Origin of the sequence: Colwellia sp. MB3u-45, assembly GCF_014077005.1 — a bacterium.
GTDB lineage: Bacteria > Pseudomonadota > Gammaproteobacteria > Enterobacterales > Alteromonadaceae > Cognaticolwellia.
Genome location: NZ_JACGVC010000053.1, coordinates 169685 through 189019, shown reverse-complemented (window position 1 = coordinate 189019; position 19335 = coordinate 169685). Strand labels below are relative to the sequence as shown.

16 protein-coding genes and 1 pseudogene are annotated in these 19335 nt (G+C 41.1%); 6 read left to right on the top strand and 11 right to left on the bottom strand.

Going from position 1 to position 19335, the window contains the following annotated elements; genetic code table 11:
* Positions 1 to 54 precede the first annotated feature (54 nt).
* From H4J41_RS16000 to H4J41_RS17655, 4 genes and pseudogenes are all read left to right on the top strand, one after another.
* Entirely contained in the window at positions 55 to 981 is a 927-nt protein-coding gene (locus H4J41_RS16000; RefSeq protein WP_182137144.1) for a branched-chain amino acid transaminase, read from the top strand.
* Between the two features lie 266 nt (positions 982 to 1247).
* Positions 1248 to 1598 (top strand): annotated as a pseudogene (locus H4J41_RS15995) (dihydroxy-acid dehydratase); the annotation flags it as partial.
* Positions 1599 to 1653: 55 nt separating this feature from the next.
* Positions 1654 to 3234, top strand: a complete 1581-nt coding sequence (gene ilvA / locus H4J41_RS15990) for a threonine ammonia-lyase, biosynthetic (RefSeq protein WP_220460878.1) — start codon at positions 1654 to 1656, stop codon at positions 3232 to 3234.
* Positions 3235 to 3349: 115 nt separating this feature from the next.
* Complete coding sequence (locus H4J41_RS17655; protein WP_259364466.1) at positions 3350 to 4951, top strand: DUF418 domain-containing protein; 1602 nt, start codon at positions 3350 to 3352, stop codon at positions 4949 to 4951.
* A 53-nt stretch (positions 4952 to 5004) separates the two neighbouring features.
* On the opposite strand, the gene H4J41_RS15980 is transcribed toward H4J41_RS17655, so the two are convergent.
* Positions 5005 to 5256, bottom strand: a complete 252-nt coding sequence (locus H4J41_RS15980) for a ubiquinone biosynthesis accessory factor UbiK (RefSeq protein ID WP_182137143.1) — start codon at positions 5254 to 5256, stop codon at positions 5005 to 5007.
* 176 nt (positions 5257 to 5432) lie between these two features.
* On the opposite strand from H4J41_RS15980, the gene rep reads away from it, so the two are divergent.
* Both rep and H4J41_RS15970 read left to right on the top strand, forming a co-directional pair.
* The gene (gene rep / locus H4J41_RS15975; protein WP_182137142.1) at positions 5433 to 7451 is read left to right on the top strand and encodes a DNA helicase Rep; all 2019 of its coding nucleotides are present in this window, start codon (positions 5433 to 5435) and stop codon (positions 7449 to 7451) included.
* Between the two features lie 133 nt (positions 7452 to 7584).
* Positions 7585 to 8571, top strand: a complete 987-nt coding sequence (locus tag H4J41_RS15970; RefSeq protein WP_182137141.1) for a GGDEF domain-containing protein — start codon at positions 7585 to 7587, stop codon at positions 8569 to 8571.
* A gap of 35 nt (positions 8572 to 8606) precedes the next feature.
* Here H4J41_RS15970 and H4J41_RS15965 read toward each other — a convergent pair whose 3' ends face one another.
* The 10 genes from H4J41_RS15965 to gmk all read right to left on the bottom strand — a co-directional run bounded on the left by H4J41_RS15965 (position 8607) and on the right by gmk (position 19175).
* A complete protein-coding gene (locus H4J41_RS15965) occupies positions 8607 to 9086 on the bottom strand; it encodes a DUF1456 family protein (protein WP_182137140.1) in 480 nt (159 codons plus the stop codon).
* A 101-nt stretch (positions 9087 to 9187) separates the two neighbouring features.
* Positions 9188 to 10753, bottom strand: coding sequence for a ubiquinone biosynthesis regulatory protein kinase UbiB (ubiB, locus tag H4J41_RS15960; protein WP_182137139.1), 1566 nt, complete (start codon positions 10751 to 10753; stop codon positions 9188 to 9190).
* Positions 10754 to 10762: 9 nt separating this feature from the next.
* Positions 10763 to 11404 carry an SCP2 domain-containing protein gene (locus H4J41_RS15955; RefSeq protein ID WP_182137138.1) on the bottom strand — a complete coding sequence of 214 codons (642 nt, stop codon included), beginning with the start codon at positions 11402 to 11404 and terminating at the stop codon, positions 10763 to 10765.
* A 4-nt stretch (positions 11405 to 11408) separates the two neighbouring features.
* Positions 11409 to 12197: a bifunctional demethylmenaquinone methyltransferase/2-methoxy-6-polyprenyl-1,4-benzoquinol methylase UbiE gene (gene ubiE, locus H4J41_RS15950; protein ID WP_182137380.1), complete on the bottom strand. Its 789-nt coding sequence runs from the start codon at positions 12195 to 12197 to the stop codon at positions 11409 to 11411.
* Positions 12198 to 12558: 361 nt separating this feature from the next.
* Positions 12559 to 14646 (bottom strand): ATP-dependent DNA helicase RecG, encoded by a 2088-nt coding sequence (gene recG, locus H4J41_RS15945; RefSeq protein ID WP_182137379.1) that lies wholly within the window; start codon positions 14644 to 14646, stop codon positions 12559 to 12561.
* A gap of 41 nt (positions 14647 to 14687) precedes the next feature.
* Positions 14688 to 15398: a tRNA (guanosine(18)-2'-O)-methyltransferase TrmH gene (trmH, locus tag H4J41_RS15940; protein ID WP_182137137.1), complete on the bottom strand. Its 711-nt coding sequence runs from the start codon at positions 15396 to 15398 to the stop codon at positions 14688 to 14690.
* Positions 15399 to 15478: 80 nt separating this feature from the next.
* On the bottom strand, positions 15479 to 15868 hold the full coding sequence (locus H4J41_RS15935) for a RidA family protein (RefSeq protein ID WP_182137136.1): 390 nt from the start codon (positions 15866 to 15868) through the stop codon (positions 15479 to 15481).
* A 17-nt stretch (positions 15869 to 15885) separates the two neighbouring features.
* On the bottom strand, positions 15886 to 17991 hold the full coding sequence (gene spoT / locus H4J41_RS15930) for a bifunctional GTP diphosphokinase/guanosine-3',5'-bis pyrophosphate 3'-pyrophosphohydrolase (protein ID WP_182137135.1): 2106 nt from the start codon (positions 17989 to 17991) through the stop codon (positions 15886 to 15888).
* A gap of 210 nt (positions 17992 to 18201) precedes the next feature.
* On the bottom strand, positions 18202 to 18477 hold the full coding sequence (gene rpoZ / locus H4J41_RS15925) for a DNA-directed RNA polymerase subunit omega (protein WP_182137134.1): 276 nt from the start codon (positions 18475 to 18477) through the stop codon (positions 18202 to 18204).
* A gap of 74 nt (positions 18478 to 18551) precedes the next feature.
* The gene (gmk, locus tag H4J41_RS15920; RefSeq protein ID WP_182137133.1) at positions 18552 to 19175 is read right to left on the bottom strand and encodes a guanylate kinase; all 624 of its coding nucleotides are present in this window, start codon (positions 19173 to 19175) and stop codon (positions 18552 to 18554) included.
* Between the last annotated feature and the right edge of the window lie 160 nt (positions 19176 to 19335).

Sequence of the window (19335 nt, the reverse complement as noted above, 5' to 3'; positions counted from 1 at the left end):
GTTAAGCTTTATTAGTGGTTGGCTGATCAATACGCATAAAATTTAGGAATAAAAATGGCAAAAGTTAACGCAGAATTAATTTGGTTTAATGGAGAACTTATGCCGTGGCAAAATGCTACGGTGCATGTCATGAGCCATGCTTTACATTACGGCTCATCAGTATTTGAAGGTATTCGTGCTTATAATACCCATAAAGGCACTTGTATTTTTCGCTTAGAAGAGCATATCGACCGTTTATTTGATTCAGCAAAAATTTATCGCATGAACATCCCTTTCACGAAAGCAGAAATCATTCAAGCGTGTAAAGATGCCGTCGTAAAAAATAATTTGAAATCAGCCTACTTAAGACCCTTAGCCTTTTTAGGTGATATTGGTATGGGTCTTCGTCCACCGATTGACGCCGTAGCGGATGTTATGATTGCCGCCTTTAGCTGGGAAGCCTACTTAGGCGCTGATGCCATTGAAAATGGTGTTGAAGTGGGGGTGTCCAGTTGGAACAGACTTGCTCCTAATACTATGCCAACCGCAGCAAAAGCCGGTGGTAACTATTTGTCTTCACAGTTAATTTCTACTGAAGCCGCTCGCCATGGCTATGCCGAAGGCGTGGCTTTAGATGTTAATAACATGGTCAGTGAAGGCGCAGGGCAAAATTTATTTTTAATTCGCAAAGGAATTATTTATACCCCGCCAGGTACCGCGTCGATTTTACAAGGTTTGACCCGTGACACCGTATTCGTCCTTGCCAAGCAATTAGGCTACGAAGTGCGTGAAGAATCAATTTCTCGTGAATCTTTATACCTCGCCGATGAATTTTTCATGTGTGGCACCGCAACTGAAGTGGTTCCTGTAAAGTCAGTCGACGGTTTGCCTGTGGGTAATGGTTCGCGTGGCCCTATCACTAAAGCACTACAAGAAGCATTTTTTGGTATTTTTGATGGCAGTACCAAAGTGCCTGAAGGCTGGTTAGACAAGGTAGAGTAAAGCTCAGTTTTCAACGCTAAATAAACTCAATCTATATTTAGTGCTCGCTGATTTCGCCCCCGTAACATCTCTGTTCGGGGCTTTAGTTAGTTTGGCGATATGCCGATATTAACTACTTAAATGTTCAGCGTTTTTCGATTGATGAACGCTGAACAAATCCAAAAAATAATAGTTATGTTAAAAGCGCATTATCGAGTGAATTTTTAACATAATTTTTAACATTTATCGCGCTTATTAATAGCCATATATATACAGGAACTAAGGTCATGCCAAGATTAAGATCAGCAACTTCTACTCAAGGGCGAAATATGGCCGGAGCTCGGGCGCTTTGGCGCGCTACGGGGATGACAGATGGTGATTTTGGTAAACCTATTATTGCGGTCGTGAACTCTTTTACCCAATTTGTACCCGGCCATGTGCATTTGAAAGATATGGGCCAATTAGTTGCTCGTCCCATTGAAGGCGCTGGTGGCGTAGCAAAAGAATTTAATACTATAGCGGTTGATGATGGTATTGCTATGGGTCATAGCGGCATGCTTTATAGCTTGCCATCACGCGATTTAATTGCTGATTCAGTGGAATACATGATCAACGCTCACTGTGCTGATGCCATGATCCAAGGCGCAGTGCGTAATCGTGAATTACTGGATGGCAATTTTAATGGTGACAACAATGACTGATGCAGAACAAGTAGAATTAGTAAAAGCCCAGGCTATACAAGGGCAAGGTTTAGACTATTTACGCAAGATATTGCTTGCGCCAGTTTATGATGTAGCGATTGAATCACCGCTAACGCCATTAACTAAATTATCAGCACGTTTAGGTAATGAAATTTTTCTTAAACGAGAAGATCAACAACCGGTACATTCTTTTAAATTACGTGGTGCTTATAACAAATTAGTCAACTTGTCTGAGCAGCAATGCTTAGACGGCGTTATTGCTGCATCTGCGGGTAATCACGCACAAGGCTTAGCATTAGCGGCAAATAAATTAGGTGTTAAAGCCACCATTGTCATGCCCATTACCACACCTGATATCAAGGTGGATAATGTACGGCGTTTTGGTGCCGATGTGCGCTTAGTGGGTAAGAACTTTAATGAGGCACAACAAGCCGCTATAGCCTATGCCCAAGCTGAAAATAAAACTGTAGTACCGCCGTTTGATGATGTTGACATTATTGCTGGTCAAGGTACGGTGGCAAAAGAGTTATTACAACAACACCCTCACACAGATGCGGTGTTTATTCCTGTCGGTGGTGGTGGTTTATTAGCAGGTATGTCAGTTTACCTAAAACAATTACAACCCCATATTAAAGTTATTGGTGTTGAGGCCGAAGATTCTGCCTGTTTAAAAGCAGCATTTGCCGCCGGCAAACCGGTTGATTTGGACCAAGTTGGCTTATTTGCTGATGGGGTTGCGGTTAAGCGTATTGGTGAGCATACCTTTGATTTAATTAAGCATTACTGTGACGATGTCATAACAGTGACGACCGATGAAATTTGTGCGTCGATAAAAGATATTTTTGAACAAACGCGAGTTATTGCAGAACCCGCTGGCGCATTATCCTTAGCAGGATTACAAAAATATTGTCACACTAGTCAAGGTAACGAGTCTTTGGTAGCGATTCTTTCTGGCGCCAATATGAACTTTCATACCTTGCGCTATATCTCAGAACGTTGTGAATTAAGTGAGCAAAAAGAAGCGGTGTTTGCGGTCAAAATACCAGAAGAAAAAGGCAGTTTTAGAAACTTTTGTAAGGCACTTGCTGGACGAGTGATCACTGAATTTAATTACCGTTATGCCGACAACGCTGAGCTAACAAACCAAGCGCAACGTGCCAATATTTTTGTTGGTGTGCGCCTAAGTGGTGAAGCTACTGACCGAAAAAATTTAATACAAAGCTTGCAGCAACAAGATTATGAATTAGCTGACTTTACGGAAAATGAATTAGCTAAACTGCATGTCAGATACATGATTGGCGGTAAAAATGAATTGTCAGCGCAAGAACGTATTTTTCGCTTTCAATTTCCTGAATATCCGGGCGCGTTAGAGAAGTTTCTCGATACTTTGGGTGAGCATTACAACATTACCTTGTTCCATTATCGTAACCACGGTGCAGCTTTTGGCCAAGTGTTAGCCGGCTTTGAAGTACAAAAAACCCAGGAAACTGATTTTTTTGCGCACTTAAAAGCGCTCGATTATGAGTGGCAAGAAGAAACTGACAACCAGGCTTATCAAGCCTTTCTTACCTGATTTTTTGTTGATGTTATTTTTGTAAAAAAAGCAGCGTAAAGCTGCTTTTTTTTAAAGTTTTTTATATTATTTAGACAAATTTAAAGCTAAAAATCTTAATAAAAAAGGAAATTTTATGTCAAACATTCAAGCCAATGTGCCTGAGTCGAGTGCCTCTTTAAGTCCAAGAATTGAAAACTTAACACCGATTACCATCAGCGAACGTATTGATGCCATGGACATTCTTAGGGGCTTGGCGCTGATTGGCATTCTGTTAATGAACATTGAGTGGTTTAACCGTGCCATTAGTAGTTTAGGCAGCCAAGACACCAGTTTAACCGGTCTAGATCATGCCATTGGCTGGCTCATTCGTTGTTTTGTTGAAGGTAAGTTTTATACCTTATTTGCTTTATTATTCGGCATGGGGTTTGCGGTGATGTTGATTAGAGCGAAAGCCGCTAAGCGACCCTTTGGCGCTTGGTTTTCGCGCCGTATGCTAGTGTTAATGGTCTTTGGTTTTCTACATATGGTGTTTTTATGGGGGGGTGATATTCTTCATGATTACGGTTTTACCGGCTTGTTACTATTGGCTTGGGTGACCTTACTTAAAAAGCCGCTATTTAAGCCCTATGATAATCCAACATCATTTTTAAAATTAGCCCTGGTGTGGCTGTCGGTGCCTATTTTACTTTCTGTAATCAGCGGTATTGGCTTTGGGTTAAGCCATAGTACTGAAGATTTGACCGCCCAATGGCATGAACAAATAAAAGTAGCTGAACGTGTTGAAGCGATAAATTTAGTCCAGACAACATCCGCTCAACAAAACAGTGAAGCGCTAACAACAACGCAAGCATTAATAGCAGCAAGCACAATACCTGATATCAAGGGAGATATTGAGTCATCAAGCTTAGCTTCAGATCCAAGCTCAAGCCCAGCCCTAGCTACAACCTCAGCGCCAGTAAAACCGACAACCGCTATCACTGACAGCGTTGAAACTGCACTGGAACTTTTTCCTCAAGCATCAATAGAACTGCAGGCGCAAGCCATAGTCGCTCAGCAAGCCGAAATGCAAGCCGCGGTGCTAGAAGAAAATAAGGTTTTTACTGAAGGTAACTATTGGCAGGCGACAGAGTTTCGTCTTAATTTCGCCTTATTTATGCTGACGTTTACCCTACCCTTTGCTTTTACCATGCTGCTGCCAATATTTATTTTAGGTTATTGGTTAGTGTCTAGCTCGATAATGAAACACTATCAAGAGCACGCGCTCGCTTTCAAAATTATGGCCTATCTCGGTCTTGGGTTAGGAACTGTATTGGAAGTCGGTGGCTTGTTAGTCGAACAACATCCGGTGGCGAAGCAAGTGATGTTATTACAAGTGGTCGGTGAAACATTATTTTTTATTGGCCAGTTTGTCATGACGGCGGGCTATTTTGGCTTGATCATGGCTTTATTAACGGCTCAGAAATGGCGCAAGCGTTTAGCCGCATTCATTCCTATGGGCAGAATGGCATTAACCAATTACATTATGCATTCAGTGATTTTAACGACAATATTTTATGGTTATGCTGGCGGGTATTTTGGTGAAATATCTCGGGCACCACAAATGTTAATTGCTTTCGCTATTATTGTGCTGCAACTGCGGTTGTCACGCTGGTGGTTAACTCACTACGCCTTTGGGCCATTAGAATGGCTATGGCGCTGTTTATCTTATAAAAAAATACAAACTATGCGCCTATAATAAATGCACTATTTTGTTAGGCCTATTATTACTTTAAGGCGGTAAACACAGGGCTATTTTTCGGCTAACTTTACTTCTAAGGCCGTAACTTTTGCTTCAAGATCGGTCAATTTAGCGCGGGTTTTAATTAACACTTGGGTTTGCACATCGAATTCTTCACGGGTTACTACATCAAGTTGTGACAATTTACGCTGCAAAACCATTTTAGTGCGATCTTCCATATCATTGGCAAAATCTTTTAATCCGTCAGGCATTGAATCAGTGACTTGTTTGGCGAGTTCTTCTATTTTTTTAGCACTAATCATGAGAAAGTTCTTTTTTGGTCAATAGTAAAGTTATTGTAAGCGCTTTTCATCATAATATCTGCATTAAAGCTGCTAAAAAATTACCTAACTAGAGAGAAAGTTGATGTTGTCTTGTTATAAAAACAGGTAAAATCGACGGCGACTATCTTATTCATCAATTGAGTTAAAGCCCAGCAATGAAATTAAACCCAGGTCAAAATGAAGCAAAAAAATATGTTGAAGGTCCATGCTTAGTATTAGCGGGAGCAGGCAGTGGTAAAACTGGGGTTATTTGTCAGAAAATTGCGTATTTAATTCAAAATTGCGGTTATAAAGCTAAACATATTGCGGCGGTAACCTTTACCAATAAAGCGGCGCGTGAAATGAAAGAGCGGGTGGTTAAGATGATGGATAAGTCACTAACCCGTGGCTTAACTGTTTCTACCTTCCACTCATTGGGCTTAGACATTATTCGTAAAGAATTAAAAACCTTAGGTTACAAGCCCGGCTTTACCTTGTTTGATGATCAAGACAGCCTGGCATTATTAAAGGAGCTTACCCAAGAGCAACTTGAGGGCGATAAAGATTTATTAAATAAATTGCAGACAATGATTTCCCATTGGAAAAATGAATTGTTACTGCCAGACGCCGCGATGAAACATGCTAGTGATGCTGATGCCCAACTTTTTGCCGAATTTTATGCCCTGTATCAAAAGCATATGAAAGCCTATAACGCGCTAGACTTTGATGACTTGATCTTAATTCCAACACTGTTAATGCGAAATTACCCAGAAGTACGGACGCGTTGGCAGCAAAAAATTCAATATATGTTAGTGGACGAATATCAAGATACTAATGCCAGTCAATATGAATTAATCAAGCAGATCACCGGTGAGCAAGGCTTGTTGACCGTAGTAGGTGATGATGACCAATCAATATACTCATGGCGTGGCGCTAAACCGCAAAATTTAGTGCTATTAGGCAAAGACTATCCCAATCTTAAGCTGATTAAGCTTGAGCAAAACTACCGTTCCAGTGGCCGTATTTTAAAATGTGCCAATACGCTGATTGCTAATAACCCGCATGTTTATGACAAAGCGCTATTTAGTGAGCTCAATTACGGCGTGGCGTTACGGGTGCTACAAACTAAAAATGAAGACCACGAGGTTGAGCGCGTGGTAGGTGAATTAATTGGCCACCGCTTTTTAAATAAGAGTAAATATAAAGATTATGCGATTTTATATCGTGGTAATCATCAGGCGCGCTTACTTGAAAAAGCGCTAATGACCAACCGTATACCTTATAAAATCAACGGTGGCACCTCGTTTTTCTCTCGTGCTGAAATCAAAGACATGATGGCGTTTTTAAGGCTGTTAGTAAATCCAGACGATGATAATGCCTTTTTACGGATTGTGAATGTTCCGCGCCGAGAGATTGGCCCAACCACACTAGAAAAACTGGGTAGCTACGCTAATATGCGTCAAATTAGTATGTTTACCGCTAGTTTCGAATTAGGCTTAGAGCAACATCTGGGTGGTCGCGGTCTGATCAGTGTGCAAAAATTTACCCGTTGGTTAGTCGAAACCGCCGATCATGCCGAGCGTGGCGATACCTCTGTGGTATTGCGCTCAATGGTGCGTGAAATTAACTATGAAGATTGGTTATACGATAGCTCACCGAGCGCAAAAGCGGCTGAAATGCGTATGAAAAACGTGACCCAGTTGTTTAGTTGGGTAACGCAAATGCTCGAAGGTGTAGAAGATGAAGAACCCATGACCTTAGCGCAAGTAGTTACACGCTTAACCTTGCGTGACATGATGGAGCGCAATGAGGATGAAGAAGATACTGACCAAGTTCAGTTAATGACCTTGCATGGTTCAAAAGGCCTAGAATTTCCTTATGTTTTTCTCATTGGCATGGAAGAAGGTTTATTGCCTCATCAAACCAGTATGGATGAGGGTAATGTAGAAGAAGAACGTCGTTTAGCCTATGTGGGCATTACACGGGCCAAGCGAGAGTTAATATTTACTTATGCCCGAGAACGGCGACAGTATGGCGAAGTTTCTCGTACAGAAGCCAGTCGGTTTTTACATGAATTACCGCAAGATGATTTAAGCTGGGAATTAACGCAAACTAAGCAAAGCATTGAAAAAAAGCAAGCCACGGCACAAATGGGCGTAGCGGGTTTACGAGAGATGTTAAAAAATAAAAAATAATATACACTGCTATGACTCTTATTTAGCAATTTGCATCATCTATATGAATTATTTATATCACTTTTTTATCTTAAAAGTTGATGGCTCAGTTAATATCTTCAAGAAAATAACCAGTAGAGTACGGGAAAGTTAAATGACAAAACGTTCAGCATCAGAAAAAATGCTACTGATATTCAGTGCGTTGGCGGCTATTGCCATTTCGCCATTTGTCTATTTACGCTGGCTTAATGGTGATATGGTTATGGCCTCTATAGATGCCGCACTTGTGGTTGTGACCACGATTTTTTTTGTATTTGTTTATTGTACCCGCAAGGCCAATACTGCAAAACTGGCATTCACCATCTTCCTTTCTATTGCTATTGTGACTGTCGTGGTTATACGTGGACAATCACATTTATTTTGGTTGTACCCCGCTATAATCTCCTTTTACTATATATTGCCCGTGCGACCAGCTAGCACAATATGTTTTGTCGCTATTATGGTTATTGCCATCACATTATTTCCCACTAACAGTACTTTAGAATTTTTAACCATCAATTTCAGCTTGTTTTTAACCGCGGTGTTTTCTTATGTGATTTTTGATAACTACGATAAAACCAATAGTAAGTTGGCCTTATTAGCCAGTATTGACCCCTTAACCTCGTCGGGTAATCGCCGGGCCTTAGACCAAACACTGGAAAATATTATTGCTGATCAAAAGAGAGCGGCTTCTAACGTCTCATTATTGTTATTAGATTTAGATCACTTTAAGAAAATTAATGATGATTATGGCCATGCTAATGGCGATATAGTCTTGGTTGAGTTGGTCGCCTTGATTCAAAAACATAGTAGATCAATGGATGCTTTATATCGTTATGGTGGTGAAGAGTTTATTATTTTACCCTTAAAAGTTGACGTTACCGAGGCTAAACAAGTGGCGGAAAAGTTACGGGTTTTAATCGAAAAAACTACTTTTGCTGATGACATACCCTTGACTGTGTCTATTGGTATCGCACAATATCGACAGGGTGAAACCGCTGAAGCTTGGATCAGTCGAGCAGATGCGGCGTTATATCTAGCAAAAGATAATGGCCGTAATTGTGTCGTGGCAGAGAAAACAGTGGCAGAGAAGGCTAGCTAGACCATAGATAGCCTAGCTAGTGTTATTAAGTCCTATTACTCTTTTATTTCTACAATAGCTTGATGATTTTTTAAGTGTAAGCCATTAAAAAATTTCAATAAGGTGTCATCGTTACAACCGCGGAAGTGTTTGTGCTCAGGTTTACGGAAAAAAGCACTGAGTTCATGTTTACTTAAGGTTAATTCAGCAGAGTCAAGCAAGGCAATAATATCTTCAGCTTTTAACGCCAGAGCGATTTTTACTTTGTTAAAGACAATATTGTTATTTATTGGTTGATCCAACTGCGCTTGCGCACCCTCTTTTGCTCCTCGACATTCTATTATTAAGCCATCTAGAAAGCTCGCTAAGATATTATCAGCAATACGAGCAAAGGCTTGTTCACCATTTTTGCGGAAAAAATTATTAATTTCTTCATCGCTTTGTGGGCATGAGGCCAATTGAAAAATAGCGGATATTTTTTCATTGTTTAAGCTAAAGATATAACGAATGTGATGTAAAACTTCGTTGTTAGTCATGTTTGATCCTGTTGAATTAATTTGTTTTTTATTACTTAGATTTAAGACTTAACCTAAAGTACTGGGTTCTAGCCCTGTATCTAGTCAATCTCAAATGGTTATTAAGTAAAGCTAATGGTCAAGCAAATAACTAGCGTGGCTATAACGACCAGTTTGGTTATTTGCTTGCTGTGTTGCTGTTGTTGCAACTGTATTTGTTTCAATGTTATTAATTGCTGACGTTGTGCTGTTCGATTAGTTTTTAAGTAATCGTAGACTAAGTCAGGTATCTCGGGCAGTTTTTCGTTCCAAAAGGGTAAGTTGTCTTTTACTTTCTTAATAACCGCTTTGATGCCCATTTGTTCTTTGACCCATTTTTCTAAAAATGGCTTGGCGGTTTGCCAAAGATCTAAAGCCGGGTAAAGCTGTCGGCCTAAGCCCTCGATATAAAGTAGGGTTTTTTGCAGTAAAACTAGCTGGGGTTGTAATTCCATATTAAAGCGACGTGCGGTATTAAAAAGATTGACTAATACCTGACCAAAAGAAATTTCAGACAAAGGTTTGTTGAAGATAGGCTCACATACGGTGCGTATGGCAAACTCAAATTCATCAACACTAGTGTCACTGGGTACCCAGCCTGAATCAACATGTAATTGTGCCACTTTACGGTAGTCACGGTTAAAAAAAGCCACAAAATTTTCCGCTAAATAGCGTTTATCTTCGCGGTTTAAGGTACCAACGATACCGTAATCAATGGCAATCCAAGTGGGATCGTCTGGGGTTGTTGCGTCAACAAATACGTTACCTGGGTGCATATCAGCATGAAAAAAACTGTCTCGAAATACTTGAGTGAAAAATACTTCAACGCCCCGTTCAGCGAGTAATTTCATGTTAACGTTTTTTGCTAGTAAGGTCTCAACGTCACCAACACCTACGCCATAAATACGTTCCATTACCATGACATTTTTTGAACAATATTCGCTGTAGACTTCAGGCACATAAAGCACCTTGTCGCTATCTCGCCCTTGGCTAAAATTACGCTTTAATTGCATCGCATTAGCCGCTTCACGGTTTAAATCTAATTCTTCTAACATGGTTTTTTTATATTCAGCGACAACTTCTAGAGGATGTAAACGTTTGCCATCGGGTAACCAACGAGCAACAATGTTGGCAAAAAGTGACATGACGTTCAGGTCAGCGATGATGGTTGCTGTAATATTAGGTCGTAATACTTTTAACACCACCTCTTGCTCGCCCTCTGGTTGTAACAAGGTAGCCGTGTGCACTTGGGCAATAGAGGCTGATGCTAAAGGCGTTAGATCAAAATCTTTAAATTGTTCTGCAAAAATTTCGGCGCCAATGGCCGCGATAATAATTTTTTCGGCATCTTCACCAGCAAACGCAGCCACTTTATCTTGCAATAAAGTTAATTCATTGGCGAAGTCGTCTGACAATAAATCTCGACGGGTGGAGAGCATTTGGCCAAACTTAACAAATACCGGGCCCAATGACTCTATCGCCATGCGAAAGCGCTGCGCCTGAGTTTTGTCTTGGTGTTTGTTTTTCAGCCAAAACAATGAGCTGCGCAATATTTTTATATACCATGGCAGGTACTTTTCAGGTAGAAGCTCATCAAGCCCAAACTGAAGAAAGGTTTTTACTATTTTGTATAAACGTTTACTACTCACCACAGACCCTTATGATAATTTGCTTATGTGTTTAGTTAATTGTTCAAGTCGTTGGCTTAAAGCACTAACTTGTTGTTCTACATCTTCAACATCCTGATTAAAATAAGACATTTCAGTGGCTGTTATGATTAGTCGCTTCTGATGTATGAGCCACTCGCTGGCATCTGCTTGAATTTTTGTCCCCGCAAAGTTTAAGGTCTTTAATAGCTTGCGACCCAGTTGGCCTAATTTGTAAGCAGGAATATCACCAATACGTTTGGCTAACTCACTTTGCCAATCAATATCAAGTGTTTGAGCAATGTCAGCAAAGCGCTGAGCTACTTTTAAATCACCTTGAATATCGAGTTTATCTTTTTTAATTAAATCCGTCAGTTGTTGCTCTTTTTTTAACTCAATTAAGCTGCTGATACTGGTGATTAAACAGCAATCGTTATGTGCATCATTACTGCTAACATGAATTTTTTCATCACTAACGGTAAAGCTTAAAGGAAACGGTAATTCTGCCAATTTAATGGTGAGTGTTTTCTCAGACAATGGCTTTAAAGCCCGAATACCGTGCAAATTATAGCCCAGAAACTGATTGATAACGGTTTCAAGTATCGCACTTAGGGCTTGAGCAAACATGAGTTGCTGACTAATAGTTTGAGGCATAAGGCTAAAACTTATAACCTTTATGCAGTGCCACTACCCCACCGGTTAAATTTTTGAAACTGGTTTGTTCAAAGCCAGCGGTATCCATCATGGTTTTCAGGGTTTCTTGATCAGGGTGCATGCGAATAGACTCGGCTAAATATTGGTAACTATCACCGTCTTTTGCCACTATCTCACCTATTTTAGGTAAGATGTTAAAAGAATAGAAATCGTAGGCCTTATTGACTAACTCATGTTCTGGTTTTGAAAACTCTAAAACTAATAAACGGCCACCTGGTTTGAGCACACGATACATAGAGCGCAATGCCATGTCTTTATCGGTCACATTGCGTAAACCAAAAGCTATCGTGATAATATCAAAGGTATTATCTTCAAACGGTAAATATTGCGCGTTGGCTTGCACGTATTCAATATTTTGCACTAAACCCAGGTCACGCAACTTATCGCGCCCAACATTGAGCATTGAGCTATTGATATCGGCTAAGATAACTTTACCTTCACGGCCAACAAGTTGAGAAAATTTTGCCGTTAAATCGCCGGTACCACCGGCTAAGTCTAGTACTTTATTACCCGGGCGTACGCCACTGGCATCGATAGTAAAACGTTTCCATAAGCGATGAATGCCAAATGACATTAAATCATTCATCACGTCATATTGCTGAGCAACAGAATGAAACACGCTGGCAACTTTCGACTCTTTTTCATTTTTTTCGACCGTTTGAAAGCCAAAATGGGTCGTGTTTTCGTCACTAGTGTCATTATTAATCGGATGATTTTGATCGTGTGAAGACATCATGATTTCGCTGTTAACTATAATTAGACTTAGTTTACCGCATTTTTTTAGATTAATTAACACTTGAGATCACGGTGGGGGTTATTAATAGCAAGTTGATTAATTAGCTGTTCATTTTTAACGGTTAAAATTAAAAAATACGGCGTTATAAACTTGATACGTCACATGACGACTGATTGAATTGTATGGCTTAAATTGAGCCCTTTTTTTGCAGGAAAAAGTAGCACACTGAGTTAACCGAATGGATAGAAGATAAATCAGGCTCAAAGAAGCTTATCAAGAAGTGATTTTTACCGCTATTTTTTGCTGTTCAAAGGTCATGAGTAAATAGTGTCATTTACCCAAGTGTTCGGATCTCAGTCTAGGCATTAGAATATTTTTCACGGTTGGCTAACCAGCGATTAATCAGCGCGTTGGCTTGCTCTGGGTATTTTTGCCATATCAGGTGAGCATCTTGTTGTACTTCTGGTATTAAGTGGGCATCGCGTTGCAGGTCAGCAATTTTTAGATCCGCCAAACCGGTTTGTTTGGTGCCAAGTAATTCACCCGGCCCACGAATTTCGAGATCTTTTTGCGCGATAACAAAACCATCGTTACTTTCTCTGAGTACTTTTAAGCGTTTGGTGGCAGTTTTAGTCAAAGGTGCTTTGTACATTAACACACAGTGAGAAGCCACTAAGCCACGACCAACACGGCCGCGTAATTGATGTAGTTGTGCTAAGCCTAAACGTTCGGGATTTTCAATCACCATTAAGCTCGCATTAGGCACATCCACACCCACCTCAATAACGGTTGTTGCTACTAAGACATCCAGTTCGCCAAGCTTAAAACGCTCCATCACGGCTTGTTTTTCATCCGCCTTCATTCGGCCATGAACTAAACCCACTTTTAAGGCGGATAATTGTGCTTGCAAATACACCGCCGTATCTTCCGCGGCTTGGCATTGTAATACCTCGGACTCTTCAATTAGCGTACACACCCAATAAACTTGACGGTTATCCTTGGTGCAACCTTGACGAATGCGTTCAACAACATCATCTCGGCGACTGTCCGGCAAGGCGACTGTGGTAATAGGGGTTCGTCCCGGTGGCAATTCGTCAATCACTGAAGTGTCTAAATCTGCATAAGCTGTCATGGCTAAAGTACGCGGAATAGGCGTAGCTGTCATGATTAACTGATGGGGGTAATGGCCTTGCCATGCGCCTTTTTCACGTAAAGATAAACGCTGGTGGACGCCAAACTTATGTTGTTCGTCAATAATAACCAGGGCTAGTTTGTTAAATATCACTTGCTCTTGAAACAAAGCATGCGTGCCAATAACCATTTGCATATTACCATTTTCGATCTGCTCTAAGGCATGGCGTCTTGCTTTGGCTTTGGTTTTACCTACCAGCCAGCCAACTGAAATACTCAGTGGCCCAAACCATTTTTCAAAATTAATCGCATGTTGTTCTGCCAATATTTCTGTTGGTGCCATTAAGGCCACCTGAAAACCTTGGCCAATAGCGGTTAATGCAGCTAATGCGGCAACGAGTGTTTTGCCTGAGCCTACGTCACCTTGTACTAAACGCATCATGGGCATAGGTTTTAACAGGTCAGTGCGTATTTCTGCCGTCACTTTTGCTTGTGCGCCTGTCGGTGTAAAAGGCAGTGACGCTAAAAAGTTTTTCTCTAGTTGAGTGTCTATAGCCAGAACAACGGCGGGGTGATGATCATTGGCGGCACGTAATTTTAACATGCTGAGGTTATGGGCTAATAATTCTTCTTTGATCAGCCTAAGCTGTGCTGGGTGTTTGCCATCTTCCATTAAAACCACTGAGGTCTCTGGGGGTGGCCGGTGAATTAAGGCGAGTGCTTCAGCTAAGCTATATTGTTGATGACTAATTTCAACCGGCAATAATTCTTCTACTTTGCCGCTCTGCAAGTGCTTTAATGCTTGTTCGGTTAGATTGCGTAAAGAAATTTGTCGTAAACCGTCGGTGGTTGAATAAACCGGTGTTAGGGTTTCTTCAGCGGCGGTTAATGCTTGATCTTGATCTAGGGCTTTATATTCTGGGTGTACTATTTCAAAGCCACGCATGCCACGATTAATTTCACCATAGCAGCGGATATTGAGCCCGACAGCTAGGCTATTTTTTTGACTAGCTGAAAAGTGAAAAAAACGTAGATTAATACTGCCAGTACCATCATTGATAGTGACTAACATCATTCTACGCTTGCCTTGTATTATCTCATTTTGGGTAACTTCGCCAATAATATTGGTGAAGAGACCTGGCATAAGATCACGCACTGCGGTAACACGTGTGCGGTCTTCATAACGCAACGGTAAATGAAAAAGTAAGTCTTGTAGTGACACTAGACCAATTTTTTCCAACTTAGTCGCCATACCGGGTCCGACACCTTTTAAGGTAGTGACAGGGATTTGGGCTAAATTAGTTAAGGCTTCCATTGCGCGAGGCACCGCTGACTCCTTTGATATCAGTTTGAAATTTATTCGTTATCAATATCTTGCCAAGCAGCTTGGGTCATTTGCATTTGCTGCCACCATTGCTCTGATGCCACAATTTGTCCAGCTTCATCAATCTCTGGATAGGCTAAGCCTTTACGTTGGCAGGCGGTAGCAAAAATAGGATGGCCACCTTCAAATAATATCCGTTGACGGCGTTGTTGGCATATTCTGGGTTGTTGATATAACCCCGCCGCTTGACGCTGGCGTTGTGCTTCATATAACACCACTGAACAAGCAACAGAAACATTTAATGACTGCACCATGCCCACCATAGGAATCACAATGTCTTGGTCAGCCATTTCAAGTGCTTTAGCCGAGGCGCCAAACTTTTCTTGTCCAAGAATAATAGCGGTTGGCTTGGTATAGTCAATCTCACGAAAGTCGACAGCTGTAGCTGACAAGTTAGTTACCAGCACCTGCATACCTTGCTTTTTTAACTCGGTAATTGCGTCTTCGGTGCGGTTATAATTATGCACTTCTATCCAGTTTTGACTACCTGCCGCACTGCCGCCAGAGATACGCATGGTTTCATTTTTCCATACGGCATGTACATCGCTAACACCAACCGCATCTGCTGTGCGAACTACGGCAGCTAGGTTATGAGTTTTGTGCACACCTTCCATACATACGGTTAAATCAGGTTGGCGTTGATCTAACATGCTGTTAATTCTTTGTAGTCTATCCGGAGTCATATACTGGTTCTAACGTTGAGTAAAATATTGGCAAGCTTTTATCAGTGTTGCTTGCCGGTAAGTAGTGTTATGGCTTAATGTTAACTGTAATTGGGTAATTCCATAATACCGTCAATTTCGATGGCAACGTCTTTTGGCAAACGCGCTACCTGTACCGCGGCTCTTGCTGGGTAAGGTTGTTGAAAATATTGGCTCATAATTTCGTTAACCGTAGCGAAGTTGGCTAAATCTTGTAAAAATATATTCACTTTTACCATGTCATTGATATTGCCACCGGCCGCTTCGCATACGGCGACAATATTTTTAAATACCTGTTGTGTTTGCTCAGCAAAATCTTCAGAAATAATTTCCATTGTTTCAGGCACTAAGGGAATTTGACCTGATAGATAGACGGTATTATTGACTTTTACCGCTTGGCTATAGGTACCGATTGCACTGGGAGCGTTTTCTGTATTAATAATTGTTTTCATAGTATTCCTAAGCTTTCCTATTTGTTACGCACAACGCGTTGAACGTCGCCCATGACTTTAATTTTTCGGATGATTTTGGCAAGGTGAACCCTGTTCCGACAGGTAATTTCTATATCAATCAGGTACAGTCCGGACTCTTTCTCACCAGAATTTAGTGTGTGAACATTTGAGCCACAACGGGCAACCACACTGGTTAAGGCGGCAAGAGCACCTTTATGATTGAGAATATCGATACGTAATTTGGCAATAAAATCGCGGTCAATATCTGTATCCCATCGAACCGGGAACAAACTACCTTGTTCATGACCTTTATTATTTCTACAGCCATGTTGGTGTACCATTAAGCCTTTACCAGGACTTAAATAAGCCAGAATAGAATCACCAGGAATAGGTCTACAGCATTTACCATAACTGACCATCATACCTTCGGTGCCCTTAATCGGCATTTTATTTTTAGTCTTTGGTTGTATATCAGACTCGTCAGTAAATTCGTCTTTTAAACGTTTAGCGATACCTATGCTTAATGCATTACCAAGACCTATATTGATCAGTAATTCTTCAGTAGTTTTATTGCCGGTGTCTTTAACCACTTGGCACAGTTTTTCTGCGGCAATGTCTGCGAGTTTTGTTGTCCCAAGCGCGTGGCTTAGTAAGCGTCGACCTAAGGCAAGAGACTCAGTTTTTTCTTGTGAGCGCAAGTAGGTACGAATTTGCAAGCGCGCTTTTGCAGTAACGACAAAGTTTAGCCAAGTCGCGTTAGGTCGGGCAGCAGAAGAGGTCACCACTTCGATAGTCTGGCCTGAATCTAAGGGTTGGCTTAATGGGTAAGGTTTACGTTCAACTTTTACGCCCACGCATGAGTTACCAACGTCGGTATGCACTGCATAAGCAAAATCGACCGCTGTTGCCCCCATAGGCAATTCGATAATACGGCCGTCGGGAGTAAAAACGTAAATTTCTTCTGGAAAAAGATCTGATTTTACATTTTCGATAAACTCAAATGAGCTACCCGCACTTTGTTGTAATTCTAATAAACTTTGCATCCAGCGACGGGCTTTCATTTGCGCTGTAGTGCCGGTGTCTTTGCCGTCTTGTTTATATAACCAGTGAGCGGCAACACCTTTATCGGCCATTTGATCCATATCGTGGGTACGAATTTGAATTTCAACGGGAATACCATGAGGGCCAATTAAAGAGGTATGCAGTGATTGATAGCCGTTAGTTTTTGGAATCGCCACATAGTCTTTAAAGCGTGATTCAATCGGCTTATACAAATTATGGGCGGCGCCTAAAGCGCGATAACAGTCATCAATTTTGTCACCAACAATAATTCTAAAGGCATAAATGTCCATGACTTCATTGAACATTAATTCTTTATTTTGCATTTTTTTATAGATGGAATAAAGATGTTTCTCTCGGCCAATAACTTGAGCTTTAATGCCATTTTCCGCTAGGCGGCTGGTCAACTCTGCTTGGATATTGTTGATAATTTCTTTACGGTTGCCACGTGCTTGTTTTACCGCTGACTTTAATGCTCGTGCGCGCATCGGATAGAGGGCTTCAAAGCCTAAAGTCTCCAGTTCATTTTTAATGTCATGAATACCCAAGCGATTGGCGATTGGCGCATAAATATCTAATGTTTCACGGGCTATTCGTCGACGTTTATCAGGTCGCAATGCCCCTAAAGTTCGCATGTTGTGGGTGCGATCGGCAAGTTTGATTAAAATAACACGAATATCTTGCACCATGGCCAAAACCATTTTGCGAAAGTTTTCCGCTTGCATTTCTTCTTTATTATCAAATTTGAGCTTGTCGAGTTTACTCACACCTTCAACCAGCTCTGCCACCGTATGGCCAAATAATTCAGCTAACTGGTCTTTAGTGGTCGCGGTATCTTCAATCACGTCATGTAGCAAAGCAGCCATTAAGGTTTCGTGATCTAAATGCATTTTCGCAAGATTAAGGGCAACGGCCACTGGGTGCGTTATATAGGGTTCACCACTTGAGCGCATTTGGCCGTCATGTGCTTCACGCGCAACAATATAGGCCTGCTTTAGTAGGTCAATTTGTACCTTGGATAGATAACTTGATACGTGTTTTTTTAGTGGTTCAAAAAGGTACACTCAGTAATTCCTTAATGATGAGAGTGGCTCAGCTTTTAGCAATAGGTTTAGAATACGATTATTTTGCCGCTATGCCAATGTTTAAGCGCGCTAGCACGAATTTTTATTATTAATTTACTCAAACTTAACAGATAATAAAAAACGCGTAAATTACTGTGAGGTAATTTACGCGTTTTTTATGTCGCAATTAACGTTAAACGTAAGCGAATATTATTGATTACCACCAACAATGGCTGCAATCTTGTCTAATTCTTCATCATCTTGTTGTACTTGTTCATGACGATCAGACTTGTCCATTACTGCAGTGGTGATAAGACCGGCTTCGATTTCACGCAAAGCTATTACTGTTGGTTTGTCATTTTCAGGATCAACCAATGGGTCTTTTCCGCCCGTAGCAATTTGACGAGCACGACGAGATGCAATTAGCACCAAATCAAAACGGTTACCGACTTTTTCTACGGCATCTTCAACAGTTACGCGAGCCATTTGGTCACTCCAGCAATTAAATTTATAAAATAGTCGCGTAGTTTACTTGATCTAACGGTAAGTAAGCAAGCGCTCTACGCTAATAATTCTGCAAATAAGCCTTGGTGCTGGCAAACTTGTTGACTGCGCTTTAAACGCTGATTGTTTACTACTGTAGTCAGGTCCGTTAAGGCTTGCTGAAAATCATCATTGATAATAATGTAGTCAAATTCTTGATAGTGTGAACATTCTGCTTTTGCTTGCGCCATGCGTGCTTGAATAACCTCTTCACTGTCTTGGCCACGGCCACGCAAGCGCTCTTCTAATGCTTGTTTTGATGGTGGGCTAATAAAGATGGTGGTTACGTCTGGTTTCTTTATTCTAACTTGCTGTGCACCTTGCCAGTCAATATCTAGAAAAACATCAATGCCTTGTGCAAGCTGTTGATCTATCGCTATTTCACTGGTGCCATAGAAGTTACCAAACACGGCGGCGTATTCGTAAAAGTGTTTATCCGCAATGGCACCTTTAAATTGCTCTTCGCTCACAAAGTGATAGTGTTGACCATCGACTTCACCGGGACGAGGATCGCGTGTTGTGTGTGAAACAGACACTTGCATGGGTCTTGCTGATGTTTGTTTAAGTAAAGCGGAGATTAAACTCGATTTACCTGCGCCACTAGGGGCAGATAGAATGAAAAGGTTGCCTTTAGTTGTCACAATTTATCCTTGGTAGCTGAGTAAGTAACAGCTACTAGTAAGGCCAATTACTGTCATGAATTGCGCACTATTTCAATTGGCGTAGTCAGTGTTAATGACGCGCACTATAACTAAAATCTGGCAGGTTGCCCATTAATTTGTCTTGGCAATGCCTGATGTT